Here is a 24,319-nt window from a genome sequence, read left to right as displayed (position 1 = left end):
GTTACACCTAGTTTTGGTATTTGTCACTTACGTCGTAAGTATTAGTAAGACTCATTCCAGGGCGAATAAACTGCAGCCCAACGGCGACCACTTTCTCTCCAGAATTGAGTCCTTCAGTAATTAACCATTGATTGTTAATCAGCTTATCTGCAGTGACAGTGCGAATGTCGACGACGCCATTTTCATCAATCACCCACACCTGAGCGGTTCCTTGTGGCGTTCTTGAGACCGATTTTGCAGGAACCAAAATGGCATCACTCGCAACACCTTTTGGGAGTGTTGCCCTTACAAACATTCCCGGAAGAAGAATGTTATCGGGGTTGGGAAATGACACTCTAAGAACGAAAGCTCCGGTTGATTCGCTGATATTCACGTCAGAAAAAAGGATAGTGCCCTTGTATTCATAGTCTGAACCATCTTCTAAGGTCAGTTGAATGTTGGTCGTGTCCTGCTCACTTCGAGAAAAATCGCCTGCTGATAGGGCGCGCCTGAAGGTAAGTAGGTCGTTGCTGGAGGCTGTCAGGTCTACAAACATGGGATCATAAGTTTGTACGATGGCAAGCGGTTCTGACTGGTTCGCTGTCACCAATGCCCCCTCTGTTACGCTGGAGCGACCGATGCGTCCAGAGATGGGAGAGGTGACTTGTGTGTAATCGAGATTAATTTGCGCCGAATCGATGGACGCTTGTGCTGTCTCTACATCGGATTGTGCCTGCTGAAGACTGGCTACGGCGTCATCATAGTCTTGTCTAGAAACCGCGTTTTGTTGCACCAATCTTTCGTAACGCTTGGCGCGATTACTCGCAGTGGCAAGGTTGGCTTTAGCTCTTCTAAGGTCGGCTTTCGCGCTATCGAGTGATACTTGGAAAGAGTCGGGGTCTATTTGATATAGTGGTTGCCCTTTATCAATAAACGCACCTTCCTGAAAGAGTTGGCTGAGTAAAATACCACCAACCTGGGGCCTCACCTCGGCCTTGAATGATGCTAGCGTTCTGCCTGGCATGTTGTCCGTTAATTCAAGCGGTTGTGCTTGAACGACGGTATAGCCAATGGATGGAGCGGGCAGCGCTGCAGAGGGTGCAGACGATTGCTGGTTGTCACACCCGAGCATGAAGATTGATGAGACAAGGTACAACTTACAAATTGGTTTGATGCTCATACGCCCCCCTTAAAATCTAAATCCAAGTATAGACTTTAATCTTGATAACAATATCAATAGGTATGCGTTGTCTCGTTTCTAAGCTTACTTATGGGGCTTACTTACATATAGATGCGGCGAACGATGGCTTCCATTTCTCTGCTGAACAACACCTGTGCTTTCTTATCTGACTTTATCCCTGCCAACATCGCTTGTGCGACCGTTTTACCATGTATCAACCGATAGTTGCGCAACTTTCCTTTCATTACTGGCTTAACCAGTTTGAGGATTGACGCAGTAATCACTTCACTCGGTCTGGTCTTTTCTCTCAGTCCTTCGAGCGGACCAGGTCTGACAATACATAGATTATCGAAGCTCATTGCTGCTATTTTCTCTTCCATCAGCCCCTTACATTTCAAATAGTGGCTCATGCTGGTTGCTGATGCGCCAATACTTGATACAACACAGAGACGTTCAGTGCCTAACTCTCTCATCTGCTGTGCAACGTCACAAACAAGTGTGAAATCAATATCGGCCAAAGCCTGCTTTGATCCAGCCTGTTTAATGGTGGTGCCTAGCGCTATGAAACCATAGATAGGTGCCTGGGATAGTTCGGGTAGGTGTTGAGAGCAAATTTCGAGTCGAGGATGCACGCACTGAATGAGGCGCTTATCTTGGTAGGGAATTTCTCGTCGAGTCATCACTAGGATTGCTTTGCAATGTGAGTCCTCTAACAGCTGTTTGACCAGTTCATCACCAATTAGGCCTGTCGCTCCGGCGACAATGGCTGTGTAAGGATGTGGGGGCATGTTGAGGCTCCGATTTGTGATCCAGTGACAATTCGTTAACTTATCACTGAATCACAAATTTACCAGTTTATGTCATTGAAAGTGGGATGTTTCTTTTGTTCTTTGATTTTTTCGTTGAGGTTGGTTTCTTTGTCTTTTGATTCGCAAACATAGCATCTCCTTATTGGTTATTTTTGTTGTGCCAACGTTTGATGTCCTTCAATTATAGCTAATCCACTAAGTGTCGATCACAGACCCTATAGCCGTGAGCGCTTAAGAAGGCTAAACTCATGAAAAATAAGAAAGGAGTTCTCCATGAAAATTGATTTTTCCAATCTGAGCGCAAGTGCACGTTATCATTTAATGACTCAAACCATCGTGCCAAGGCCGATCGCGTGGGTGCTAACGGAGTCCGGAGAGGAAAACTACAATTTGGCGCCTTTCTCTTACTTTACCGCAGTGTCGAGTCAGCCTGCATTGATGATGTTTTCAGTCGGTAAAAAGCCAAATGGGGATCGCAAAGACACGGTTGTCAATTTAGAGCAAACACAGCGTTGTGTACTCCATATTGCAAGCGGAGAGCATGCAGAACAAGTGACTCAAACTGCGGCAACGTTAGAGCATGGTGAGTCTGAAGTGACGCAAAACGATATTGCATTGACCTCGTTTGATGGCTTCCCGTTGCCGAGAGTTGCCTCAGCAAAAATCGCCTTTGGTTGCAAACTTCATGAAGTTATCGAAATGGGCGCGACTCCTCAATCACTGGTCTTCATCGAGATCGAAACGGTCTACTTAGATGACACCATTTCAGACATTGCAGATGATAGATTGAATGTCGATGCCACGTCTCTAGACCCATTAATGCGTCTAGGGGGACAAGAATACGCGATGCTTAAAGACGTTTTTACTGTCAACCGCCCCAAATAACAAGGAACGAAGAAAGCAATGATGCCGATCTCTCCACTAATGAAATCCATTCAACACAAAATCGACAATAAGACCAAGCCATTAGGCGCACTTGGCCAACTCGAAGAAGTTGCTCTACAAATGGCGCTCATTCAGGCTCGGGGCAGCGAGCATGCACCAGAAAAAATAGAGATAAACCAGCCAACATTGATTCTATTTGCAGGTGACCATGGTATTGCTGAACAAGGAGTGAGTATTGCACCAAGTGTCGTTACCCAGCAGATGGTGGCTAACTTTCTCGTAGGGGGAGCGGCTGCGAACTGTTTTTGTCGTGTAAACGACGTTGCAATGCAGATCGTCGATTGCGGTATGATCGCACGCGTGTCCTCGGATAACCCTGACTATTTTGAGCAACCCTTAGGAAATGGCACACAAGATTTTTCAGCAGAGCCAGCAATGACGCCTGAGCATGTAGCGCGTGGGCTTAAGATGGGTGCAGAACGGGTGCATCAGATTGCAACTCAAGGCTGTAACACCGTGTTATTCGGTGAGATGGGGATCGCTAACACCAGTTCGGCTTCGGCAATCTTGGCAGCACTGTCTCAACAGCCTGTTGAGCAGTGTGTTGGCTATGGCACTGGAATTACAAATGATCAGCTAGAATTGAAAAAAGCGTTGATCGAAACGGCTCTGGCTCGATTTGACAGTAGAGACCCTAACGAGGTGCTGGCAGAAGTCGGTGGCTTTGAAATAGTGCAGATGGTTGGTGCATTTATTGCCGCGCAAGAGCGTAATATCGCTGTTTTGGTCGATGGCTTTATCGTGACCGTTGCTGCGTATGTCGCTAGCTTGATAAAACCAGCCTGTTTGCAACAAATGATCTTTGCACACCGCTCACATGAATCTGGTCATCAACTTGTATTGTCACTGCTAGAGGCGAAACCATTACTCGATTTAGACTTGAGACTAGGCGAGGGTACCGGTGCACTGTTGGCACTGCCTTTACTGAGAGCAAGCGCCGAGTTTTACAACAACATGGCGAGTTTTGAACAAGCGGGAGTCACCGTTTAATGAACAAAACGTTAAAGTACCAAATGGAGCTATTTTGGCTCGCGATGGGCTTTTTTACTCGTATCCCAATTCCAAGTGTCACACCCTATTCAGAAGAGCGTATGAATCGCGCTGGCCGCTACTTTCCTCTTGTCGGGATGTTAGTCGGCTTTCTTGTGTATCTTGGATATTGCGTATTTAGCCTGTTCTTACCGCTAGAGGTAGCAGTCTTGCTCGCCATGGTGTTAAGCGTACTTATCACTGGTGCATTTCATGAAGATGGTCTTGCCGATATGGCGGATGGTATTGGCGGGGGCATGACCATCGAGCGCCGCTTGGCCATTATGAAGGACAGTCGGCTTGGTACTTACGGGACAATAACACTATCACTCGCTTTGTTGCTTAAGTGGCAACTGTTGGTAGCGCTGTTAGGTTCAGGCCTTGTTTCTCCTGCTTTGATACTTATCTCTGCCTACACGCTAAGTCGAGCTGTGGCGGTAACGCTTATCTACGATATGAACTATGTGAGTGAGAGTAATGGCAGTAAAAGCAAGCCACTCGCACAGAAGCAAACGTTGTCAGAATTTTGGTGTGCCATCGCTATCGGTGTAACACCATTACTTTGTCTAAATGGCTACTCTTCAATGTTCATTGTCACTGCAATGATAGTACTGCGCTCGATATTCAAAATTTGGTTAAACAAGCGCTTAGGAGGCTTTACGGGGGATTGCTTAGGCGCTGTCCAACAAATTGCAGAAATCACCATTTACATCGTGATGCTGTCACTAATGCAATAAAGAGAACGAAGAATAAACCATGATTACCTTAGTCTTAGGTGGCGCCCGTTCCGGTAAATCAAGTTATGCCGAGGCAAAAGTCGCTGCTTGTACCGAATACTCAACCAAACACTATCTGGCGACAGCTCAGGCACTGGATGAAGAGATGGAACGAAGAATTTCCCATCACCGCACCAGTAGAAGTCATGATTGGCTGGTAGAGGAAATACCATTGGCTTTGGCTGAACGTATTGAATGCGCTGCACAATCAGAAGTGATATTAGTTGACTGTCTAACGCTATGGATGACGAATGTCATTGTTGAGGTTGGTGACAGCGTCACGCCAGAGCGGGCAGATAGAATGATTCAGGCCAGAGTCGCTAAACTTATTGATGCGTTGAATAACACGCCGGCAACTGTGGTGTTAGTATCGAATGAAGTAGGACTCGGTATTATGCCAATGGGCGAGGTGACACGACGATACGTAGACCACGCAGGTTGGATGAACCAAGCCATTGCCAAGGTTGCGGACAATGTGGTGTTTATTGCTGCGGGTTTGCCACTTAAGCTAAAAGGCGAGGGATAGCGATGGCGAATATTTATTTATTGCGACACGAAAAAGTGTTAGGACCGCCTGCGCTTTATGGACATTCTGATGTCGATGTTGCGACTGAACTCCAAACTAAGTTAGCGGACAAAATTAATCAAAGTTTGCGCTTCCAACATGTGATTACATCACCACTCAAGCGTTGCAACGAGTTGTGTAAAGTACTCACACGTCAAGATGCTAATTTAACGTATGAGGTGACTCCTCATCTTCAAGAAATGAATTTTGGTGATATTGATGGCGTTCCATTTAGTCAACTCCCGGAGTATGAAAGCCAGCTTGATGAGTTCTCTCGAAACCCAGCAACGACTCCACTGCCCAATGCAGAATCACTATCAGAGTTTCATGTTCGAGTGGCAGAAAAGTGGTGGGATTTATGTAAAACCGTGAAGCAAGATACGTTAATTGTGACACATGGTGGTGTGATTAGAATGATACTGAGTGAGGTATTGAAACTGGACTGGAAGCAAGCTGAATTATATAACAAGCTGCAAATACGTAACGCGACAGTGACTCATTTAGAGCTATTTCCAGAGCATGGTTATTGGGTGTCAGTAAAAAGTATCGGTGCGCCGTTGACTGACTGTGTGAGTTAAAATTCAGCACTTGAGTCTAAAAAGTGCTGCAGACGTGAGCACACACGCCTAGATTACCGTTTAACGTCACAAAACCGACAAAATCATGATAGGATGTCGCAAGTTCTCGCTCAATAACGTATATCATTGCCGACTGATGTTTTCATTAGAGCTATTGAAAACGTTAAGGAAACAAGCGGAACAAAGCAATGAAAATCAACACCCAATCTAGTTGGTGCGTAAGGTCAAGGAGTAACGCATGACATCATCACCATTTCAGCAATCCTTCTTAAAAGACACGTTGGATCTCGCTGTACCTTTTCAACCCAAGACACTGGAGTTAGATAACGGTACAACGCTGAAATTACTGCAACGTGGTGTTGTTGAATGCGTGCCTGCCGACTTTGAAGCAGACAACGGCAAGCATATTATCGTATCGACTGGCATCCATGGTGATGAAACAGCACCGTTAGAGTTAGTGGATAAGATTGTTGAAGACATTTCGAGCGGCTTTCAATCCATTCAAGAACGAACGCTGTTTATCATTGCTCACCCAGAGGCAACGACGCTTCATCAACGCTTTGTCGATGAAAACTTGAACCGTCTGTTTGATAGCAAGAGCCGTCCGGCAACGACCGAAACTCAGATTGCTGATAACCTAAAAACGGTGGTGAGCGAGTTTTATCAAGGTACTCCTGAGCAAAACCGTTGGCACTTAGATCTCCACTGTGCAATTCGCCTCTCGAAACACTATTCGTTTGCAGTCAGTCCTAAAACGCGTCACCCAGTGCGTAGTAAAGCTCTGTTTGAGTTTGTAGAGCTGTGTCATGTCGAAGCGGTGCTACTTTCAAACGCGCCCTCAAGCACCTTTAGTTGGTTCTCCGCAGAGAAGTTTGGTGCTCAAGCGATGACCATTGAGCTGGGGCAAGTGGCTAAGATTGGCGAAAATCAACTGGATAAGTTAATGGCATTCGATATGACTTTGCGTGATCTTATTGCGCGAATCAAGCCAGAGCATCACCCACGTCGCGTTGTCCACTATCGTGTGAGTCGTACCATTGTGCGAATGCATGACGATTTTGATTTCATGTTTGGCGATGATGTAGAGAACTTCACAGAGTTTAAGCATGGTGAAGTATTCGGCCATGACGGTGACAAACCTCTAATGGCGAAAAACGAAGGTGAAGCGGTAGTATTTCCAAATCGTCACGTAGCGATTGGTCAGCGCGCTGCTCTCATGGTGTGCCCGGTACGAACACGCTACGACGCTGATCAATTAGTTTATGATTGATCTTGGCGTTAAATACTGAAACTTCACGATGAATTTAGATCATATCATTGCCAAAGAGCGCGTACGTTGGAGACGCGCTTTTTTCATTTTTACTAGCCTACTTACGACCATCTCTGCGTTTTATTTAGCGTTGGGAGAATTGACCATCTTCCCTTTTTGGGAGTTAAGTGAAATCGAGCAACAGTTACTTTTACAACTGCGTATGCCACGACTTATTTCAGCGATCACCATTGGGGCCTCTCTCGCTGTTGCTGGTGCTGTGTTACAAACATTGCTTGCTAACCCGCTTGCAGAGCCTGGTATCATCGGTATTTCTGGCGGTGCCAGTTTGGGTATGGTGGTTGTCCTCTTCGGCCTTCCATGGTTAGCGTCACCCCTTGGGTTTATGGTGGGCGCGTTTTTAGGGGCATTGGCGTTTACATTGTTATTGGTTTTTGTTGCCACCCGTTTAAAGCTCAACACGTCGCGACTATTACTCGTGGGTGTGGCTCTGGGAATATTGTCGAGTGCGGTTGTGACTTGGGCATTTTACTTTAGTGATGACATGAGTTTGCGTCAGTTGTTGTACTGGTTGATGGGGAACTTGGCTGGAAATCAATGGTATCAATTGTCTATCGTAGGACTCGTTGTACCAATATTGCTGTGGGTAGTAACCCAGGCCTCTAACCTAGATAAGTTAATGCTTGGAGAAAGTCATGCGAAGCAGCTTGGCGTCGACATTTTAAAGCTGAGATGGGTCATGATTGTCTGTGCAGCATTGTTGGTGGGCAGTTCGGTTGCGTTGGGTGGCGTTATCGGATTTATTGGCTTAGTCGTCCCACACTTGATTCGCCTTTGGTTTGGTTATGATCACCGCTATCTATTGCCGTTAAGTGCAATGGCTGGAGCCAGTTTAGTGGTTTTCGCTGATCTGATCGCAAGGCTCGCTTTAAGCTCTGGCGAACTACCAGTTGGCGTTGTGACAACGACTATCGGCGCGCCTATTTTCATATGGATGTTGGTGAAAAATCATGATTACCGTTAAAGATTTAGCGGTAGACCACCGCCTTTTACCATGTAGCTTTCACATTGATGCCGGTGAAGTGCTTCATTTACTTGGCCCGAATGGGAGTGGAAAAAGCACATTGATTGCCGCTTTGGCGGGGGATATATCATATCAAGGCAAAATAAAAATGGGGGGTAAGCTCCTCAACGAGACGACGTTAATTGAACAAGCCGAATTAAGAAGTTATCTGCAACAGTCAGGGCGACCAACATTCAATGTACCCGTATTTAAATATCTTCAGGTGTCAGTGCCTAAATGGGTAAACCAAGCAAGTGACGTATTTACTGCAGTGTTTACTCATTTAACGGAGCAATTTGAACTAAAGGATAAACTCCACAAGCCGATTAGCCACCTATCAGGAGGAGAGTGGCAACGCGTGCGTATAGTGGCAACGTGCTTGCAGATTTGGCCAGAGTATAATCCACACGCTAAGTTCGTCCTATTTGATGAACCCGCCGCGGCTCTCGATATTCGTTTTGATAGTAAGTTTCATCAATTAGCTAAGCATCTTGCCGACATGGGATTGACGGTCATCATAGCAAACCACGACCTAAATCGAAGCCTCCACCATGCGGATCGCGTGATGTTGTTAAGTAATGGCGTATTAAAGTATTCCGGCTTACCGAGTGAAGCTTTAACGGAAGAGCGAGTCAAAGAGGTGTATCAAACGTCGGTTGTCTTGCATGATTTAGGGAAAAATCGATTATTTGTGTTCGATTAATGTGCGCTAAATTGGGGCAGGTTGCGCGCAAACGGAGCGCTGTAAGTAACAGTTTAAAATAGCTAAAGACTTGTTTGTAACGTTACTTTCTAAATAAGGCACTGATAAATAAGGGGTGAATAAATTAATCACCCTAAAGTGGTATGTTGGCACGCCGCTCGCATTATCTATATCGATACATTCTCGTTCTTATCTTTATTAAGCTACAGTTTGGCGGAGGCCACCGATTCGGTGGCCCTTTTTTTATCTGCTATTTGGTCAGTGGAGCAAGATCAGCCGCTCGGTAGTATACTGATTTCAATACTTTACCCTGACGAATCGTTTTTTCTGCGGTCACGACGTCCTGCGCGCATTTCGCGATGATGTAATCACCATTCACTACCGCTTGCAGTTGAATACCTTGCTTTGCGTAATGTGCTTCAGTGTCTGCAAACTCCTGTTCGTTACGGCATACTTTACTCATATTGCTTGAGTGGACTTCATCCCAACAAGGAAGGAAATCAATAGATAGGTTGGCTGCTACATTGAGTAAAAGATCGATCATGTAGTTGATTGATAGGTTGTCTTCAATCTTGTCTTGGCCAAGGTGCACAAGGCGGCCCATCAAAACATATACGCTATCCACAATCGCGTCTGCACGCTCTGTTTTATCAGGCGCTTCTGCTAATTCCGTCAACTCTTCGATAATTAGAGACGTGTGTAGCGTGTCGGCTTTGTCGTCAAGGGTTGAAGGCTGCGCGACAGGTAGGTCGAATGTAGTACGAAACTCTGTAATGTCACGGTAAAGGTGGTTAAAGATTTCCGGCGTTAGTTTTGAAAGGTGCATGATTCAACTTATCTAATAGTGATTTTCGATGCATGCATCATATCAGACCGCAGAGCGAGATGTCATTGCGTGAGGTGGATCGCGCGCCTAATCAAGGTTTGTTTGCTGACTAAGCGCACAGATTTAAGTCTCTCGCAAAAACAGACTGCACACATACTTTATACAAGCTTGCTGAAATAGTATTGCCGTATTCGCGATAGATAGGCACACACTCGGTTTCACCTATTTATTTGCTTTTTACTTTTCAGCCTCGGTCCATGCAATGTCAAAGTCGTTGGTGGGACGAGCCACGGTATAAGGTATCACATGAGAATACGTCTCTCTTTATTAGCGCTTGCCATTGTCGGCTCTTTCAGCTTATCAGCCACGCCACCTAACGAAGACTTTAAACCCTTGATGTTGGCAAAGGACTATCAACCTGAAACGGCGCTTGAGAAATATTGGGTAAGTGAAAAGCTAGACGGCATTCGTGCTTATTGGGATGGTGTCAACTTAAAAACTCGGAATGGTCATGTTATCCACGCCCCAAAATGGTTTACGCAAACGCTACCGTCTTTTCCTGTTGAAGGGGAGCTTTGGGCTGGGCGAGGGCGGTTTCATGTTGTACAAACCACGGTGATGGATACGCAAGCAGATGATATCGCTTGGCGTAATATTGGGTTTTATCTGTTCGATTTGCCGCATGATCTCGATACGTTTGATAATCGCTATGCAAGACTGTCGCGTTGGCTCGAATCTTCAAAACAACAGGGGGACTATTCCCATTTAGCATTGGTAGAACAATATGCAATCAATTCAGAAGTCGAACTCAATCAGAAGCTTTTAGCTTTAAGTGAAAAGGGCGCAGAAGGCTTGATGCTCAAGAGGATAGATGTTGAGTATCAATCAGGTAGAACCGATGCACTTTTGAAGCTGAAGACTTATCAAGACCGAGAGGCGGTGGTCATTGGATATAAAGCGGGAAAAGGGAAGTACAAAGGACAAGTTGGTGCTTTGCTTGTAAGAAACTCAGATGGGGTTGAATTCTACTTAGGTTCAGGGCTTTCTGATCAACTAAGAGACAAGCCGCCGAGTATCGGCACTACCGTTACATATCGATTCAATGGTTTAACGCAGTATGGAAAACCTAAATATGCGAGACTACTGCGTGAGAGACCCGCAACGTTCTGACAACTGTTTCCATAACTCAACATGCTCTAAATTAGCGGTTTGAAAACGACCGTAATGCTCATCGATATTGTAATGATACGCCAGTGTGCCATTGCGTAAGGTGCTAATATGGGGTGAAATCTGATAATACATCTGATTCAGCTCGGCCGTGTATCGCTGAATATTCTCGATATATTGCTGCTTTAAAACATTGGTTAGATATCGATACTGTGTGTTGTCTCTATTTTCACCACACTTCACGTTTGGGAAACGCGTAGAAATAAAGTGATTTATGTGCTCAATGTAGTTCGCAGTGTTATGAAGAGAGTATGACAGGCGCCCCAATATGGGTTGCTTTTCCAATGTTTCTTGCGCGCTTTGTAAGTGATGTAGTACCTGCCATTGATGGGCCGCAGCTTCGTTGAAGTTGTCATCGATTGCAGCCAGCGCATCGACGACCACTGCACTGTGGTGTGCATCCGCATCACTGAACCAACGGTTGTCACTTAATTGGGTTCTCATTGCCGTTGACGTCCAGACTAGGTTGGAAAGGTATACAGCGTTGACTTCATTTTTCTTTATCTCCAGCGCTTGTTGTAGTGCGGCAGACACATCATCTGAGATATCCTCATGTGCAATGCACTGCTCTACCGTTTGTATAAAGCTGACTTGGTAGTCGTATTGGCGAAAAGAGTCGGCGACTTTACCCATAATTGAGTTGTTGTCTGCGACCAACTGGAATAAGCCACATTGACGCAGTGAATAGCTATCAAGAAGACCGAGAGTTATTCTAGTCGGAGCCCGATGTAGCTCTCTTACTTCAGGAAGGGAGGAAGGGTACGATTGGGGTAAAGGTCCAGCTTCGTCATCTAGAACGTTAGACAAACGATCTAGATAACGACTAAACATGTCTTCTTGCTCCGACTTACAACCTACGATGCCTAAAGCCATCAATAGATAGGCAGCTAAACGCCAAGCTTTCAAACCCATTCCCCTTTGAATGTTCCCTTATAGGTACGCTCCAAAGCAAGATTAGACCAAGCGATCGACAGATTGAAGCTTAGCGGTTCCTCAACAGATTCGATCAAGTCTATTTTATGACTCTACGAACCGTAATTGCTGTTCCTCGGGCTGCTTGTGTATCCAATAAAGGCGCGCTGCCAGCATGAGTGCTGCACTTGATAGGCCAATGATAAAGCCTATCCAAAATCCATACGAGCCCATCGGTTCCGTGAGCCAATCTGTCAACGCTAGGATGTAACCAATAGGGAAGCCCAACAACCAATAAGCGATGAAAGTACAGTAGAAGATCGCGGTCATGTCCTTATAACCACGCAGAGCGCCAGCGGCGATAACTTGTATCGTATCAGTGACTTGGTACACCGCCGCGATGATCAAAAGTGACATCGCTACATTAATTACCTCAGTATTGTCGGTATATAGTGTCGCAATGGACTCTCTAAGTAGAACGGTACCAATCGCGGTAAAGACAGCAATAAATACCCCAACCAAAATGCCGACATGCGAAGCGATTTTTGCGCCTTCAACACTTCTCTCTCCTAGCTTGTGACCAACTCTGATGCTCACCGCTGCACCAATACTCATCGGTAACATAAAGACTAATGAGGAAAAGTTCATCGCCACTTGATGCGAGGCCACCACTAAAGGACCGAGAGGAGCGAGTAGTATCGCGACGACCGCAAATAAGGTGACTTCAAAAAACATAGCGGCAGCAACTGGAAAACCGAGCTTAAATAGGCGCTTTAACGCTTTTAGTTCTGGCTTATGTATTTGCGAAAACAACCCCACACTGGCAAACCTTTGCGTCTTGTAAACGTAACCAAATAGCATTAAGAACATTGCCCAATACACAATGGCGGTTGCCACACCGCAGCCGACACCACCAAGGGCTGGAGCGCCAAATTTACCGTAAACAAAAATCCAGTTGAGAGGGATATTAATGAGTAAGCCTATGAAGCCAATAATCATTGCCGGTTTCGTGTAGGACATCCCGTCAGTAAAACTACGCAAAGTTTGAAATAGGAGGTATGCAGGCACGGCAAAGATCACTGCTGTCATGTAACCATTCGTTTTTTCCGCCATAACAGGCTCAATGTTCATGACATCAAGAATGACCTGGCTTTGCAGGAAAATTAGGATAATCGGGACAGAAACCAGAAAAGAGAGGTACGCGCCTTGGTGGACTTCTTTGGCAATCTTCACTCGACGACCAGAACCATTAAGTTGAGCAACGATAGGCACCAAAGCGAGCAATAACCCAACGCCAAACAAAATAGAAGGAAGCCATATACTCGCAGCGATGGACACTGCCGCCATATCTGTCGCACTCACGCCACCAGCCATTACCGTATCGACAAAACTCATGCTGGTTTGAGCCACCGAAGCAACAAGCACAGGAGTAGCGAGTTTAATCAATCGAACGGCTTCTTCTTTATATCGATGCACGAGGGCTCCTTACACAACAAGGGAATGAAAACATTAATAAAGTCTATTGAAACAATCATAGTGTGGCTGTTGGCGTGATGATAAAGAAATGTCACACTGTCCGCTAGAAAAAGTGTTTACGGAGCTAAAAAATGTTCACTGGTATTGTTTTAGGAATGGCAGAAGTCATCGGCATCGATAAAAAAGACAAATTTCAGACTCACACTCTACGTTTCACTGACAAGATGAGAGATGGCCTAGAAGTGGGGGCATCGGTCGCTCACAATGGTTGCTGCCTAACGGTCACTGAAGTTAAAGGTGAATCGGTTAAGTTTGACCTGATGCAAGAGACCTTGCGAATCACTAACTTGGGAGAGCTTTCCATTGGTGATTTCGTGAACATTGAACGAGCTGCTAAGTTTGGTGATGAAATTGGAGGTCACAGTATGTCTGGTCACATAAACCGAATGACACATATCGTGGCGAGAGAAGAATCTAAAAATAACGTCACTCTTTGGTTTGAAATAGATGAATCGACTCGAAAGTATGTACTTGAGAAGGGATACGTTGGCTTAGACGGATGCTCTTTAACGATTGGAACGGTTGAAAACGATAGATTCTGTGTTCATCTTATCCCAGAAACGTTACAGCGTACCTTATTTGGTAAAAAGCAGGTGGGTAGCTCAGTCAACATAGAAATTGATCCTCAAACCCAAGCGATTGTTGATACCGTAGAGAGAGTGCTAGCATCGAAAGCATAGCAATTTAGTTGAGCCTTTCCGCTAAATGATGACTCAAAAACGACCGCTTCAGTTCAGAAGCGGTATACGTCATTCTTATTAGAATATTTGCTCGTCATCAGCATCTGAATACAATTCGATTGTGTCATGAACTTCGTCGACCACGACGTTCATATGAATGGCGTGACAACAAGCTGGGCAATCATCGTAGTATTGCTGACTGCCATTCGAGGCGTCGATAGTGACGTTGATTAGATGGTCGCAGTGAGGGCAATGTACGCGTCTCTCTGTGTAGGTTTGCATAACTCATCTCCTTACTTCTTATATTGAGACACCCACTGCATGTTGAATCGACAAAAGGGGGGAGATATGCAGTGGAGGGTAGTGATGTATGCGTGTGCATCACTACTCATACAAATAGTTTAGCGACATAAGTTGATTTAAGGCGGAAATTAAGCACGTTGTGTGAGTTTATCGCCGAATATGACATTTTTATTTCGGTCAGTGTTACATAGGTAACTGTTCTTGTGTTTGCTCAGTCATTATCTTTTCAATCATGCTTTCAGCTTGAGAGAGATACTGTCCTCCAAATAAATTGAGGTGATTGAGAATGTGGTAGAGCTGGTAGACCGGTTTACGCCACTGATACTGATGGTCTAGCGGCCACTCATCTTCATAGCCTTTATAGAAATCACTATCAAACGCACCAAATAACTCAGTCATGGCGATATCACACTCTCGGTCTCCCCAATAGCTCGCCGGGTCATACACCACAGGTCCCGATACACTTTGCGCGACATTACCATGCCAAAGATCGCCATGAAGTAGAGAGGGGCGTGGGGAGTGGTTGAGTAGACGTTGATGCACTTCCTCAATACAGTCATCGATATCGACAATATGAACACCTTTCTCTTTAAGCAGTTGTAGCTGCCAACCAATTCGCTGCTCAGAAAAAAAGCGGGACCAATTTTTCATCCAAGAGTTTGGTTGTAGGGTGTCGCCAATGAAGTTATCAATGTCGTTGCCATACTCCTTTTGATCGCCCCAACGGTGTAGTTTCGCGAGTTGTTTACCAAACTCATATGACCCACCGGCTTTGTCTAAGGATTTAAGGACGATGTACTCAAGGACTAAAAATGCATGCTGTTTACTGTTACCGGAGGTAATGACTTGCGGGGTGTTGACGGTATTGGATAGTTTTAGCTGGTTGAGCTGTTCCGCTTCTAATTGAAAGCGCTCTAGATGAGCCTTATCATTAACTTTGACAAAGTATCTTTGATCTTCTCCACTGATCACATACGCCTGATTGATATCACCTCCCGATAACTTCTCGTGCTCCTCTATGCTAAATGGGGTACCGAAGTGCTCAGAAATTGCCTGCTCAATTGCTCGCCACATAGAGGCTTCTCCATCGTCAGTTACGGAAGATTCCTCCTAATTGTAGATGAATCCTCAATACAAGCTCAGATAACTGTCACCTTTTATTAATAAATCAGTCCTGCTATCAGGGAATTGTGAGAATTATCACCAATGTGGATAATCATTAATCTAACACTCTAAATAAATAAGGTTATTAACTTGAAGTGATTGTTTGAGGCCAATAGTATAGGACAGATAATATGTTGATAGTTTTAAGCGCGCTATCGACAACAAACAACACTCAGCATTGAGTAGGAGCATTGTGTGGTTGTAGAGACGGATGGCTATCTTGCCCTGATTGAACACCTGACGTTTAATCTGGATTTATTTTCAAACAACATGGACGATACTGGGGCTGAAAGTATTGAAGATGTTGTTACTGATCTCATAGCATCTAATATCATGGCGGTTTTCGATCAAAACCCTGAACTTCATTCAAGTGTTCGCTTCACTCTGTTAAAAGAGGCCGATTCTGTTGTTGCTGATTTAGGGGAAGTATTGGCTGGTGTTTGGGCAAAGCCAGCCACCAATAGTCAAATCGCATTCTTAGATGAATACATTAGCCTAGTTAAGAACTTATTTGATTCAGCGGTTGCCAAATACGACTAGGTTAGCTCGCAACTCAACAACAAATCGGGCTCTTAATGTAGCCTGGTTTGTTTCTACCGATTTGTTTCTAGATAACACTTCGAAAATGCCAAAACTTATCCGCCCAGTAGGGGTTATCAAGCCTTGATATGATCACACCTCGTGATGTCGACGCATGAAGAAACTGGTTCCCTCCCAGATAGATGCCGACATGTCGAGTTTTGTATCCGGTTTTAAAGAACACTAAATCGCCTTCTCTTGCCTTGCTGTACGCGACTTTTTTACCGACTTGGCTCTGTTCACTAGTAGTACGCGGGAGATGCTTTCCATGAACAGTGGAGTAGGCGACCTGAACAAAAGCCGAGCAGTCAATGCCTTGCTTGGTGTTGCCTCCTAAAACATAGGGCACGCCTTGCCAACTTTGATAGAGCGAGTTGTATTGATGGTCAAGTGTATGCTGTGAATAATCATTCGATGGAGCAGTAGCACAACCAGTGATGAGTATAGCCAGCGCTAAAAATGGGGTTTTGTAGTTCAAACTCTCGTCCTTTAGCCAAATCTTGTTCTTACCAATGGAATCATTATTTCGACCTGAATGGCTGGGTTAACATCTTATCAATACGCTGCTCATTGCGTGCCCTGAAACGATCGACACCTATTTGCATGCCTTGATGTCCGTGTTGCGGTTGGTCGATATAGCTACCAAAACAGCGGTCCCATATCGACAAAAAGAAACCGTAGTTGGAATCGCACTCCTTTCGTATTGTTGAATGGTGAACGCGGTGCATGTCAGGCGTCACGATAGCGGTTCTCAGTAAGCGGTCTAAGTCAGTGCTTAGGCGAGCGTTACTATGATTGAACATCGCACTGCCGTTCAGAAGTATCTCAAAGATTAGTACGGCAATCGCGGGTGCGCCAATGATTGCGACGGCAACGATTTTAATCAACATAGACAGTACAATTTCTATGGGATGAAAACGTGCTCCGGTTGTGACATCAATATCTTGGTCACTATGGTGCATTCGATGTAGCTTCCACAGTAAAGGCACCTGATGAAACAGTCGATGTTGCCAGTAGATAACACAGTCCAACACGAATACGGTTATTGGCACTGAAAGCCAAAGTGGCAGTGACAACCAATTGAAAACACCAAACCCTTGGTCTTCTGTCACGAGTGCAACGTCGATGGCTAATAAAGGGAGGGTGATTTTTAACAATAAGCCATTAAGAGCCACGAGCCCTAAATTGTTTGACCAACGAAACCATTTTGATTGTGTTAGTGACCGTTTGGGTACGATAATTTCCCATACTGTGCAAATGAACAGTATGCCTATAAAGAATCCAAATCGGATTGATTCAATCTCCATGTACCTTCTATCCTCATGGTCGTGATCTGTCTTCACTGTGATCTATCTGCATCGGGACATAGCTTCACAGTCTAGGCCTAGCTGTGTAAAATGCGCTTCCTTTTGACAAGATAACACTGTGTTTGCCATGAGAATACACGCTTTCCACTTATTACGTGAAGAACGTTTAAAAACATCAACTAAGCCATTTAATGCAAGGGGAGCGAAGGTCTCTCGCTGTCGTCACTGTTTGGTTGCAGAGCACAACTGTTTATGTGATTTACAACCGCAGGTTGAATGTAATATCGCAGCACTGATTCTTGTCTCTGACAACGAAACCTTTAAGCCCAGTAATACAGGGCGGCTGATTGCTGATGTTGTTCATGATACCTGCGTATTCGCATGGAATCGTACTGAGCCACAACAAGAGCTCCTAGGACTGCTTAAAGACACACGCTACCTGCCTTTTGTTGTCTTTCCAGATGAATACGTTGATGACCAAACTCGTTTGGTAGATAGTTATAAACTCCTTGAGCTGCAGGGTCGAAGCACAAGTGATGGCATTGACAGTAGTAGAACGTTACTCCCAATCTTTTTAGATGGTAGTTGGAGAGAAGCGCGTAAGATGTTTCGCCGTTCCGATTATTTATCTCATCTCCCTGTATTATCGATAGAACCGCAACAGATTTCTGAATATCTGATGCGTAGCTCCGATAATGAACAGCACTTATCGACGGCTGAAGTTGCTTCACTGGTTCTTGAGCAGCTAAATGAACAACAAGCAGGCAAAGCATTGCAGCTTTGGTTTGAGTGTTTCCGTGAAACTTATATGCTAAGTAAGACGCGCTACAAATCAGATCCGACACGCCCAGCACTCAATCAATGGAAAAATTTCATAAATTTCGAAAATTCTAACGGCGAATAGAGAAACCGCTCTCAATTTTTCGATTTAGGTGATGAAGCTTTGCCCAAACAGACTCAATCCAGAAAATAATACGCGGTTCATCACGGTTTGTAGGCGTAGGTATATGGATAATACTCGAAGTTGAAAAAATTTATGGCAATAACGAGACGTTTGCCAGGCTTTTTAAGGAGAGAATTCAATGTACTACGGCTTTGATGTAGGCGGAACTAAGATCGAATTTGGCGCATTTAATGACCAGCTTCAACGTGTCGCCACCGAACGCGTACCAACACCAACAGATGACTATCAATTATTAGTAGACACGATTGTAGGTCTGGTGGAAAAGTACGATGCAGAACTGAACTGCGAAGGCAAAATTGGCCTTGGTCTTCCTGGTATGGAAGACGCAGATGATGGGACAGTATTAACCGTTAACATTCCTGCTGCGAAAGGCCAGCCACTGCGTGTAGATTTGGAAGCAAAGATTGGCCGTACGGTTAAAATCGAAAATGATGCTAACTGTTTTGCACTGTCAGAAGCTTGGGATGAAGAGCTTCAAGATGCACCATCAGTGATGGGTTTGATCCTAGGTACTGGTTTTGGCGGCGGATTGATCTATGACGGTAAAGTGTTCTCTGGTCGCAACAATGTTGCTGGTGAAGTCGGCCACATGCGTCTGCCGATCGACGCTTGGTTCCACCTAGGTGACAATGCTCCGCTGCTTGGTTGTGGCTGTGGTAAAAAAGGCTGTCAAGATAGCTACTTATCTGGTCGCGGTTTTGAGCTTATCTACGCTCACTACTTCGGTGAAGAGAAGAAAGCCATCGATATTATCAAAGCGAATGAAGCTGGCTGTGAGAAAGCGGCAGAGCATGTTGATCGCTTTATGGAGCTTCTGGCTATTTGTTTTGCAAACCTATTTACAGCGAATGACCCACATGTCGTTGCATTGGGTGGTGGCCTATCTAACTTTGAGCTTATCTATGAAGAGATGCCAAAGCGTATTCCAAAGTACCTACTGTCAGTAGCAAAATGTCCTAAGATTGTGAAAGCAAAACACGGCGATTCTGGTGGTGTGCGCGGTGCAGCCTTCCTGAACATCAAATAGTCTGAGTTTGAGTTAATGAGAAAGCCCCGGTGATGATTCATCGGGGCTTTTGATTAATGACAATTAACGTCAAGTTTTAGCACTAAGTCAGGTGTTATTTTTTACCCACACCGCGATTTTCACGCTGCTCAAGTGTGATTTTACCAAAACCCAACTTTCTAAAGTGGTTATCACGATAGTTACGAACCGCTTTAGTGTCTGAAATCGCTTCGATCTGCTGTTCCATTTTTAGAAACTCCGAAATATCGATACCTTCAGCCTCAGCAACGGCTTCATGGATATTGCGGTGCTGTTGGTATGAAAACGTTAAACGTTTCTCTTCGTCTTTGTAGGTATAGATAATGGTTCTAGCCATGGTAACTCCTTAAATTCTTGGCCGCCGATTGTGACCGCTTACGTGGCGATTGTCACGCATATTATCGATGAGAGACCGCTATCTGTGGTGGATTAATGCCTGCTTTTTTAAACTCACTCATGACTCTAAGTGTCACATCGGTTTCAAATAGCTTTTCGTAGGCCGTATCAACCACATACGCTTTACAGGTGAGCGTGATGGCCAGATAGTTATCGGTGATGGTTTGTTTGACCAACACCACCACGGGTTTAGGGAGGTGAATGTAGCGACTTGAGGAAGCGGCTTCCTGTATCAGGTTTCGAGCGAGTTCAATATCTTCGTTCAGTCCTATATAAAAGGGGATAACGACCTGCATATCAAGTGCACCATAGTTACCGCTAACCACGACTTCATTCAAAAACTTATTGTTGGGTATCGTAATAATGTCGTCACTTAACGTCCTCATACGTATGGAGCGCAGGCCAATCGCCAAAATATCGCCATAGTTACCCTCAAAAGTGACGCGGTCACCAACTTGGAACGGTCGGTCAATCATAACCGTGAGCCCGGCGATAAATGAGGCAGCAAGATCTTTAAGAGCAAAACCCACAGAAACCGCGAGAGTACCGCCTATGAGGGCGAGTATATGATCGTTGATTCGAAAACTGATCATGAACACAACCAATGCTGCTGTCAGATAGATAAAGAACTGCAGAAACGATTGTACTTTTTGCAGCAACATTCGGTACTGCGCAAACTGACTGCCTATGGACTCAACGATTGAGTTCATGAATTTGAGCAGTAACCAGGTTGCCGCGATAACAAGCAGAGAAAGCATGACACCGCTCCAACGAATGAGAGAGGCAAACTGCTCAATGTCTGTAAGCGTATTCTCTTCGCTCGCCGATGCGAGAAAACTCACCAAAAAAACAAGTAGACCTAAAACTCGCACCATAATTACTTCACCAAAAGATGTTGTCGGTCGAGGACATTCGTTATGTACCTAAACCAGTGATCAGAAATCCGCGCTTGTTGCTCATTAAACTCTATCAGTCCGCGACTTTGGAAAAAACGAAGAACGCCAGTCACTTCAACGAGGCTAAGCTGTGTGCATTCAGACACTTCTTCAGGCGAGGCGACCTCCAGTTGGACAATCGAGCGCAATACCGCCAGCATTGGTTTAGGCATTTGTTCTAGTTCTTCAGAGCTTGGGGCTTTGAATAGGCGCACCACCACTTCATCGTTAGATTTATCTCTATGGAGCGAATAGCGCATAAAGCGCAGCGCAACGGTAGGATTCCCATCAGAGTAATGCCACAAGATCCGATAGAAACCTTGCTTTGCTCTTTGTTCTTCACTTGTGTCGTCTTGTTCCCACTGCTTGGGTACAACAATACCCTCAAAGGAAACACTTGCTGCTTCAGATTGATTGACGCGGGTTTCCAATAACGAGTGGATCTGCTTTTCACTCCACCGAGGCAGGAAGGTCACCCAATCAAAAATTAAACGTTCCCCTCGAGCTCTGTCGACAAAACGCCAACTCGCTTTTTCAATGGATAAAAGAAATCGATGTTTATTGCCTGTGCTTCGCAATAGTTGCGTCAGCTTAATGAGGCTCTCTAAGCCACCGACCTTGGGCTTAATAAGACGCTGAGCGTTATCGAGCACGACGAGAACGGGTTTATCAAGTTGAACAAGGTGGCGATAGATAAGCGTTTCAAGATCACCATCTTGATGCGCGAGCCCCAACTGGTTAGCGAAATCATCTAAAAGGGGAATATAGCCTTCGTAAGGGCAGTTGATGTAATAAGGGGAGGCATTCTTTACTCTGTGCAGCAATTGCTTTTGCACTGTGGTTGAGCCTATCCCTCGTTCGCCACTAATCACACAAAAGGCGGGCTTGTCTGTCAATAAATACTGAGCCAGCTTTTTGAGCTCCTCATTGCCATAGTCTATGAGCTCGCTGTCCTCATTTCCGGGAAGTACATAATCAAAAACATCTTTGCCTTTAAGACGTGCAAAGTTACTGTCGGTCGAAACATCGCCAGACTGCTTGGCGACTTCTACTCGAAATAAGTAAGCAAGAACTTGGCTAAACGCGGCATAGTTCGATAATGATGAGACAACTTGATGTTTAAATCGGTGAATCACTAGCCAGAGAATGGCCAGTAACGTCGCAGGAAAGCGCATCAACCAGTGGGTAGATTGGCTCTCTGCCCACACAATAAAGTTCGGTTTACCACTCATTGAAGCGATACGCTCAAATACCACTTTTCGCCACCGATTGAGAATGACCAGGGTGATCAACCCAAGCCACGTGATAAAAACATAGGTAATCCAATGGTAAATGGTGCCTTTACCAAGAGTGCGTGTTGATATTTGCAGCACGACACCGACGATAATCAAGGTCCAGACATAGTAACGAATGGTACTCAGTCTAAGGATTTTTAGAGCCGGTGTGGTGTGACGACTATAGCGATAGGTCACCTCAAGCAACAAATTGACGGCAATAGCCCCACCGAGCACCCACCAAGTAAAGATTTCTAGAAAAATGAGATGTTGAAGGCTAGGAAGAGAGGCGATGATTCTAAGTGAAGCGGTAATCGCGACTAGCCAAGCAAGCGATTTATCCGCTTTTGTGAGATACCAAATCGTACGATGGACAATATGGGGGTGTGGTTGGTTGTCTAGGTATAGCTCGCGGTATTTCGCTATGAAGCGTTTACGATTCTTTAGCCACCAACCGAGCAGCCATATAACTAGGAGCACTTTCAGCGCAACCCAAACAACGGGGACAGGGGAGATGAGCAAATCTCCGATAAAAGCCTTAAAGCTTGCTAGCTGAAAGTAAAACATGAACTCAGCGTTTAACCGAATCAACTTTAATTCGGCCTTGACTTGGGTAACCCCAACGGGTCCAAAGCCTGTGAGTTCGTCCTTGACGTCACTGCGTACAACCGTAATCAGCTTCTGCTTGCTGGCATTGAGGCTCTGTAAGTTGAAAAAGCTCTGACTCGCCTGACGCCAACTCTCTTCGTCTTTATAGGCGCGATAAGAGTGTAAGGTTTGGTCAAATTGATTCGCTTCAACATCGATAAGTTGCAGTGTCTTTATCAGGACCTGTTTAGCCTGGCTGTAGTCTGAAGCCTCCATAAACAGAGCTTCGGGAAAAGCGTCTACTTGGGTTGCTAACTCCGATACGTTTTGCGAAAGCGTCGGTCTTTGATTATCTTCGAGACCTAATGCAAAAACATTGTGATGCATCATCACCAGTAGGAGTAGCCAGCCCTGTTGTATCCAACTATAACGTCTCAATGTCTGCGTCCATTTTCATTGTGATATCAATGAGTTTAGCAAACATATTTACAAGCCCCTTTCTCTGACAAGAATTTGTGCTCAAACCGACAATTTAAGATAGAGAGCGTTAGTCAAAGCCAGTTTAGACCAATGTCTAATAACCTGGATATAGCATTTCGTACAACAAGTGTTAGGCTAAAAGCCACACGGTTGACAAGGATGTATCATGAGTAAATCAATCCATAATATTGTAATTCTCACCGGTGCAGGCATTTCTGCAGAGTCAGGGATCCAGACATTTCGCGCACAAGATGGCTTGTGGGAGAATCATCGTATCGAGGAAGTCGCAACGCCCGAAGGGTATGAACGAAATCCTGAGTTGGTGCAAGAATTCTACAATAAGCGACGAGCGGGACTTAAGCGCCCAAGTATAAAACCGAATGCGGCGCATACGGCGCTGGGAGAGTTGACAAAGCACTTCAATGGCAAAGTCACGGTCGTCACTCAAAATATCGATAACCTGCATGAGCGAGGTGGTTCACAGGGGGTCATTCATATGCATGGCGAGCTGTTAAAAGCCCGTTGCCCGGTTAGCAATCAGGTTATAGACATGCAAGACGACATCAAAGTAGGGGATACTTGCCACTGCTGTCAGCTACCCAGTCAACTGAGGCCTCACGTTGTGTGGTTTGGCGAGATGCCGCTACAGATGGGAGAGATATACTCTCTACTTCAAGAAGCGGATCTATTTATATCGATTGGTACCTCTGGAGTTGTCTATCCCGCGGCGGGCTTTGTGCATGACGCAAAAATGCATGGCGCTCACACAGTAGAAATCAACTTAGAACCTAGCGCTGTTGAGAGTGAGTTCGCTGAAAAACGCTATGGCTTAGCCAGCGTTGAAGTACCTAAAATTGTCGCTGAGTTATTAAGGGGGGGGCTATCAATCGCTTCCTGATCGCTCTTCGCCGTTGGTGACACTGCCTCAAAGCAGGCAGTGTGTCCACACATCTCTAAACACAAACGCCAAACCACTTGCTTGGACTCTGGTGTTAAACACCTTAGCTGCCCTGCACAGAGGTGACCTTGTTGAAACAACTCAACGAGTTTCTCGACAGACAATTCGATTTGGATACGTTGGTCCATAGTTAACTCCCATAATCGCAATTGATAGTTATTATCATTTAAATGTTATAGAAAAGCAAAATAGGGTAGTGAACCAGAATTTAGAAAGGATTAAGCCCACACAAAAGACGATGTATGGGC

General features: G+C 45.1%; 26 protein-coding genes. 14 read left to right on the top strand and 12 right to left on the bottom strand.

The annotated features are described in order from the left end of the window. Positions 1 to 7 precede the first annotated feature (7 nt). Together GT360_RS07560 and GT360_RS07555 are read right to left on the bottom strand one after the other, a co-directional pair. Positions 8 to 1,159: an efflux RND transporter periplasmic adaptor subunit gene (locus tag GT360_RS07560; RefSeq protein ID WP_164648279.1), complete on the bottom strand. Its 1,152-nt coding sequence runs from the start codon at positions 1,157 to 1,159 to the stop codon at positions 8 to 10. Positions 1,160 to 1,260: 101 nt separating this feature from the next. Continuing rightward, positions 1,261 to 1,947 carry an NAD(P)H-binding protein gene (locus GT360_RS07555; protein ID WP_164648278.1) on the bottom strand — a complete coding sequence of 229 codons (687 nt, stop codon included), beginning with the start codon at positions 1,945 to 1,947 and terminating at the stop codon, positions 1,261 to 1,263. A gap of 294 nt (positions 1,948 to 2,241) precedes the next feature. Here GT360_RS07555 and GT360_RS07550 point away from each other — a divergent pair, with 294 nt between their 5' ends. From GT360_RS07550 to btuD, 8 genes are all read left to right on the top strand, one after another. Further along, positions 2,242 to 2,853 (top strand): flavin reductase family protein, encoded by a 612-nt coding sequence (locus GT360_RS07550; protein ID WP_164648277.1) that lies wholly within the window; start codon positions 2,242 to 2,244, stop codon positions 2,851 to 2,853. A 21-nt stretch (positions 2,854 to 2,874) separates the two neighbouring features. Beyond that, positions 2,875 to 3,903 carry a nicotinate-nucleotide--dimethylbenzimidazole phosphoribosyltransferase gene (gene cobT, locus GT360_RS07545; protein WP_164649614.1) on the top strand — a complete coding sequence of 343 codons (1,029 nt, stop codon included), beginning with the start codon at positions 2,875 to 2,877 and terminating at the stop codon, positions 3,901 to 3,903. Then, positions 3,903 to 4,679, top strand: a complete 777-nt coding sequence (locus GT360_RS07540) for an adenosylcobinamide-GDP ribazoletransferase (RefSeq protein WP_164648276.1) — start codon at positions 3,903 to 3,905, stop codon at positions 4,677 to 4,679. Before cobT ends, GT360_RS07540 begins: the two co-directional genes overlap by 1 nt. A gap of 19 nt (positions 4,680 to 4,698) precedes the next feature. Then, the gene (cobU, locus tag GT360_RS07535) at positions 4,699 to 5,244 is read left to right on the top strand and encodes a bifunctional adenosylcobinamide kinase/adenosylcobinamide-phosphate guanylyltransferase (RefSeq protein WP_164648275.1); all 546 of its coding nucleotides are present in this window, start codon (positions 4,699 to 4,701) and stop codon (positions 5,242 to 5,244) included. A gap of 2 nt (positions 5,245 to 5,246) precedes the next feature. Beyond that, on the top strand, positions 5,247 to 5,861 hold the full coding sequence (locus tag GT360_RS07530; protein ID WP_164648274.1) for a histidine phosphatase family protein: 615 nt from the start codon (positions 5,247 to 5,249) through the stop codon (positions 5,859 to 5,861). Positions 5,862 to 6,099: 238 nt separating this feature from the next. Next, positions 6,100 to 7,131 (top strand): succinylglutamate desuccinylase, encoded by a 1,032-nt coding sequence (locus GT360_RS07525; protein WP_164648273.1) that lies wholly within the window; start codon positions 6,100 to 6,102, stop codon positions 7,129 to 7,131. 28 nt (positions 7,132 to 7,159) lie between these two features. After that, positions 7,160 to 8,155: a vitamin B12 ABC transporter permease BtuC gene (gene btuC / locus GT360_RS07520; protein ID WP_164648272.1), complete on the top strand. Its 996-nt coding sequence runs from the start codon at positions 7,160 to 7,162 to the stop codon at positions 8,153 to 8,155. Next, positions 8,142 to 8,897, top strand: a complete 756-nt coding sequence (gene btuD / locus GT360_RS07515; protein ID WP_164648271.1) for a vitamin B12 ABC transporter ATP-binding protein BtuD — start codon at positions 8,142 to 8,144, stop codon at positions 8,895 to 8,897. The genes btuC and btuD overlap by 14 nt, the downstream gene beginning before the upstream one ends. Positions 8,898 to 9,147: 250 nt before the next feature. Here btuD and GT360_RS07510 read toward each other — a convergent pair whose 3' ends face one another. Next, entirely contained in the window at positions 9,148 to 9,723 is a 576-nt protein-coding gene (locus tag GT360_RS07510) for a nucleoside triphosphate pyrophosphohydrolase family protein (protein ID WP_164648270.1), read from the bottom strand. A gap of 306 nt (positions 9,724 to 10,029) precedes the next feature. Here GT360_RS07510 and GT360_RS07505 point away from each other — a divergent pair, with 306 nt between their 5' ends. Then, positions 10,030 to 10,893, top strand: a complete 864-nt coding sequence (locus tag GT360_RS07505; RefSeq protein WP_164648269.1) for a DNA ligase — start codon at positions 10,030 to 10,032, stop codon at positions 10,891 to 10,893. Here GT360_RS07505 and GT360_RS07500 read toward each other — a convergent pair. After that, positions 10,864 to 11,862: a DUF3080 family protein gene (locus tag GT360_RS07500; RefSeq protein ID WP_164648268.1), complete on the bottom strand. Its 999-nt coding sequence runs from the start codon at positions 11,860 to 11,862 to the stop codon at positions 10,864 to 10,866. The genes GT360_RS07505 and GT360_RS07500 overlap by 30 nt on opposite strands. Before the next feature lie 105 nt (positions 11,863 to 11,967). Then, positions 11,968 to 13,338, bottom strand: coding sequence for an MATE family efflux transporter (locus tag GT360_RS07495; protein ID WP_164648267.1), 1,371 nt, complete (start codon positions 13,336 to 13,338; stop codon positions 11,968 to 11,970). Between the two features lie 131 nt (positions 13,339 to 13,469). On the opposite strand from GT360_RS07495, the gene GT360_RS07490 reads away from it, so the two are divergent. Further along, on the top strand, positions 13,470 to 14,078 hold the full coding sequence (locus GT360_RS07490; RefSeq protein WP_164648266.1) for a riboflavin synthase subunit alpha: 609 nt from the start codon (positions 13,470 to 13,472) through the stop codon (positions 14,076 to 14,078). Positions 14,079 to 14,156: 78 nt separating this feature from the next. On the opposite strand, the gene GT360_RS07485 is transcribed toward GT360_RS07490, so the two are convergent. Further along, positions 14,157 to 14,360 carry a CPXCG motif-containing cysteine-rich protein gene (locus GT360_RS07485; protein WP_164648265.1) on the bottom strand — a complete coding sequence of 68 codons (204 nt, stop codon included), beginning with the start codon at positions 14,358 to 14,360 and terminating at the stop codon, positions 14,157 to 14,159. Between the two features lie 204 nt (positions 14,361 to 14,564). Beyond that, positions 14,565 to 15,455: a fructosamine kinase family protein gene (locus tag GT360_RS07480; RefSeq protein ID WP_164648264.1), complete on the bottom strand. Its 891-nt coding sequence runs from the start codon at positions 15,453 to 15,455 to the stop codon at positions 14,565 to 14,567. Between the two features lie 285 nt (positions 15,456 to 15,740). Between GT360_RS07480 and GT360_RS07475 the strand changes: the two genes are divergently transcribed. Next, complete coding sequence (locus GT360_RS07475) at positions 15,741 to 16,085, top strand: DUF3802 family protein (RefSeq protein WP_164648263.1); 345 nt, start codon at positions 15,741 to 15,743, stop codon at positions 16,083 to 16,085. A 67-nt stretch (positions 16,086 to 16,152) separates the two neighbouring features. Here GT360_RS07475 and GT360_RS07470 read toward each other — a convergent pair whose 3' ends face one another. Then, the gene (locus tag GT360_RS07470) at positions 16,153 to 16,602 is read right to left on the bottom strand and encodes an NlpC/P60 family protein (RefSeq protein ID WP_420825424.1); all 450 of its coding nucleotides are present in this window, start codon (positions 16,600 to 16,602) and stop codon (positions 16,153 to 16,155) included. A gap of 43 nt (positions 16,603 to 16,645) precedes the next feature. Then, positions 16,646 to 17,431, bottom strand: coding sequence for a sterol desaturase family protein (locus GT360_RS07465; protein ID WP_164648262.1), 786 nt, complete (start codon positions 17,429 to 17,431; stop codon positions 16,646 to 16,648). Positions 17,432 to 17,558: 127 nt separating this feature from the next. Between GT360_RS07465 and GT360_RS07460 the strand changes: the two genes are divergently transcribed. Beyond that, positions 17,559 to 18,335, top strand: coding sequence for a tRNA-uridine aminocarboxypropyltransferase (locus tag GT360_RS07460; protein ID WP_164648261.1), 777 nt, complete (start codon positions 17,559 to 17,561; stop codon positions 18,333 to 18,335). A 178-nt stretch (positions 18,336 to 18,513) separates the two neighbouring features. Next, a complete protein-coding gene (nagK, locus tag GT360_RS07455) occupies positions 18,514 to 19,422 on the top strand; it encodes an N-acetylglucosamine kinase (RefSeq protein ID WP_164648260.1) in 909 nt (302 codons plus the stop codon). A gap of 94 nt (positions 19,423 to 19,516) precedes the next feature. Here the strand turns inward: nagK and GT360_RS07450 are convergent, their stop codons facing one another. The 3 genes from GT360_RS07450 to GT360_RS07440 all read right to left on the bottom strand — a co-directional run bounded on the left by GT360_RS07450 (position 19,517) and on the right by GT360_RS07440 (position 23,071). Then, positions 19,517 to 19,777 carry a DUF2960 family protein gene (locus GT360_RS07450; protein ID WP_164648259.1) on the bottom strand — a complete coding sequence of 87 codons (261 nt, stop codon included), beginning with the start codon at positions 19,775 to 19,777 and terminating at the stop codon, positions 19,517 to 19,519. 61 nt (positions 19,778 to 19,838) lie between these two features. Then, positions 19,839 to 20,711, bottom strand: coding sequence for a mechanosensitive ion channel family protein (locus GT360_RS07445; protein WP_164648258.1), 873 nt, complete (start codon positions 20,709 to 20,711; stop codon positions 19,839 to 19,841). Positions 20,712 to 20,713: 2 nt separating this feature from the next. Further along, a complete protein-coding gene (locus GT360_RS07440) occupies positions 20,714 to 23,071 on the bottom strand; it encodes an ATP-binding protein (RefSeq protein ID WP_239502607.1) in 2,358 nt (785 codons plus the stop codon). 208 nt (positions 23,072 to 23,279) lie between these two features. On the opposite strand from GT360_RS07440, the gene cobB reads away from it, so the two are divergent. Beyond that, entirely contained in the window at positions 23,280 to 24,011 is a 732-nt protein-coding gene (gene cobB / locus GT360_RS07435) for a Sir2 family NAD+-dependent deacetylase (protein ID WP_164648257.1), read from the top strand. Positions 24,012 to 24,319: the final 308 nt, after the last annotated feature.

Source organism: Vibrio astriarenae (assembly GCF_010587385.1).
Classification (GTDB): domain Bacteria; phylum Pseudomonadota; class Gammaproteobacteria; order Enterobacterales; family Vibrionaceae; genus Vibrio; species Vibrio astriarenae.
This window is presented reverse-complemented; position numbering and strand designations above follow the sequence as displayed.

Excerpts from the sequence above, each read along its gene's own strand:
- btuC (WP_164648272.1), top strand. The coding sequence starts at position 7,160 with ATGAATTTAGATCATATCATTGCCAAAGAGCGCGTACGTTGGAGACGC.
- GT360_RS07550 (WP_164648277.1), top strand. The coding sequence starts at position 2,242 with ATGAAAATTGATTTTTCCAATCTGAGCGCAAGTGCACGTTATCATTTA.
- GT360_RS07530 (WP_164648274.1), top strand. The coding sequence starts at position 5,247 with ATGGCGAATATTTATTTATTGCGACACGAAAAAGTGTTAGGACCGCCT.
- GT360_RS07465 (WP_164648262.1), bottom strand. The coding sequence starts at position 17,431 with ATGGAGATTGAATCAATCCGATTTGGATTCTTTATAGGCATACTGTTC.
- GT360_RS07460 (WP_164648261.1), top strand. The coding sequence starts at position 17,559 with ATGAGAATACACGCTTTCCACTTATTACGTGAAGAACGTTTAAAAACA.
- GT360_RS07540 (WP_164648276.1), top strand. The coding sequence starts at position 3,903 with ATGAACAAAACGTTAAAGTACCAAATGGAGCTATTTTGGCTCGCGATG.
- GT360_RS07445 (WP_164648258.1), bottom strand. The coding sequence starts at position 20,711 with ATGGTGCGAGTTTTAGGTCTACTTGTTTTTTTGGTGAGTTTTCTCGCA.
- GT360_RS07560 (WP_164648279.1), bottom strand. The coding sequence starts at position 1,159 with ATGAGCATCAAACCAATTTGTAAGTTGTACCTTGTCTCATCAATCTTC.
- GT360_RS07555 (WP_164648278.1), bottom strand. The coding sequence starts at position 1,947 with ATGCCCCCACATCCTTACACAGCCATTGTCGCCGGAGCGACAGGCCTA.
- GT360_RS07505 (WP_164648269.1), top strand. The coding sequence starts at position 10,030 with ATGAGAATACGTCTCTCTTTATTAGCGCTTGCCATTGTCGGCTCTTTC.
- GT360_RS07485 (WP_164648265.1), bottom strand. The coding sequence starts at position 14,360 with ATGCAAACCTACACAGAGAGACGCGTACATTGCCCTCACTGCGACCAT.
- cobU (WP_164648275.1), top strand. The coding sequence starts at position 4,699 with ATGATTACCTTAGTCTTAGGTGGCGCCCGTTCCGGTAAATCAAGTTAT.
- cobT (WP_164649614.1), top strand. The coding sequence starts at position 2,875 with ATGCCGATCTCTCCACTAATGAAATCCATTCAACACAAAATCGACAAT.
- GT360_RS07480 (WP_164648264.1), bottom strand. The coding sequence starts at position 15,455 with ATGTGGCGAGCAATTGAGCAGGCAATTTCTGAGCACTTCGGTACCCCA.
- GT360_RS07450 (WP_164648259.1), bottom strand. The coding sequence starts at position 19,777 with ATGGCTAGAACCATTATCTATACCTACAAAGACGAAGAGAAACGTTTA.
- btuD (WP_164648271.1), top strand. The coding sequence starts at position 8,142 with ATGATTACCGTTAAAGATTTAGCGGTAGACCACCGCCTTTTACCATGT.
- GT360_RS07490 (WP_164648266.1), top strand. The coding sequence starts at position 13,470 with ATGTTCACTGGTATTGTTTTAGGAATGGCAGAAGTCATCGGCATCGAT.
- cobB (WP_164648257.1), top strand. The coding sequence starts at position 23,280 with ATGAGTAAATCAATCCATAATATTGTAATTCTCACCGGTGCAGGCATT.
- GT360_RS07525 (WP_164648273.1), top strand. The coding sequence starts at position 6,100 with ATGACATCATCACCATTTCAGCAATCCTTCTTAAAAGACACGTTGGAT.
- GT360_RS07500 (WP_164648268.1), bottom strand. The coding sequence starts at position 11,862 with ATGGGTTTGAAAGCTTGGCGTTTAGCTGCCTATCTATTGATGGCTTTA.
- nagK (WP_164648260.1), top strand. The coding sequence starts at position 18,514 with ATGTACTACGGCTTTGATGTAGGCGGAACTAAGATCGAATTTGGCGCA.
- GT360_RS07510 (WP_164648270.1), bottom strand. The coding sequence starts at position 9,723 with ATGCACCTTTCAAAACTAACGCCGGAAATCTTTAACCACCTTTACCGT.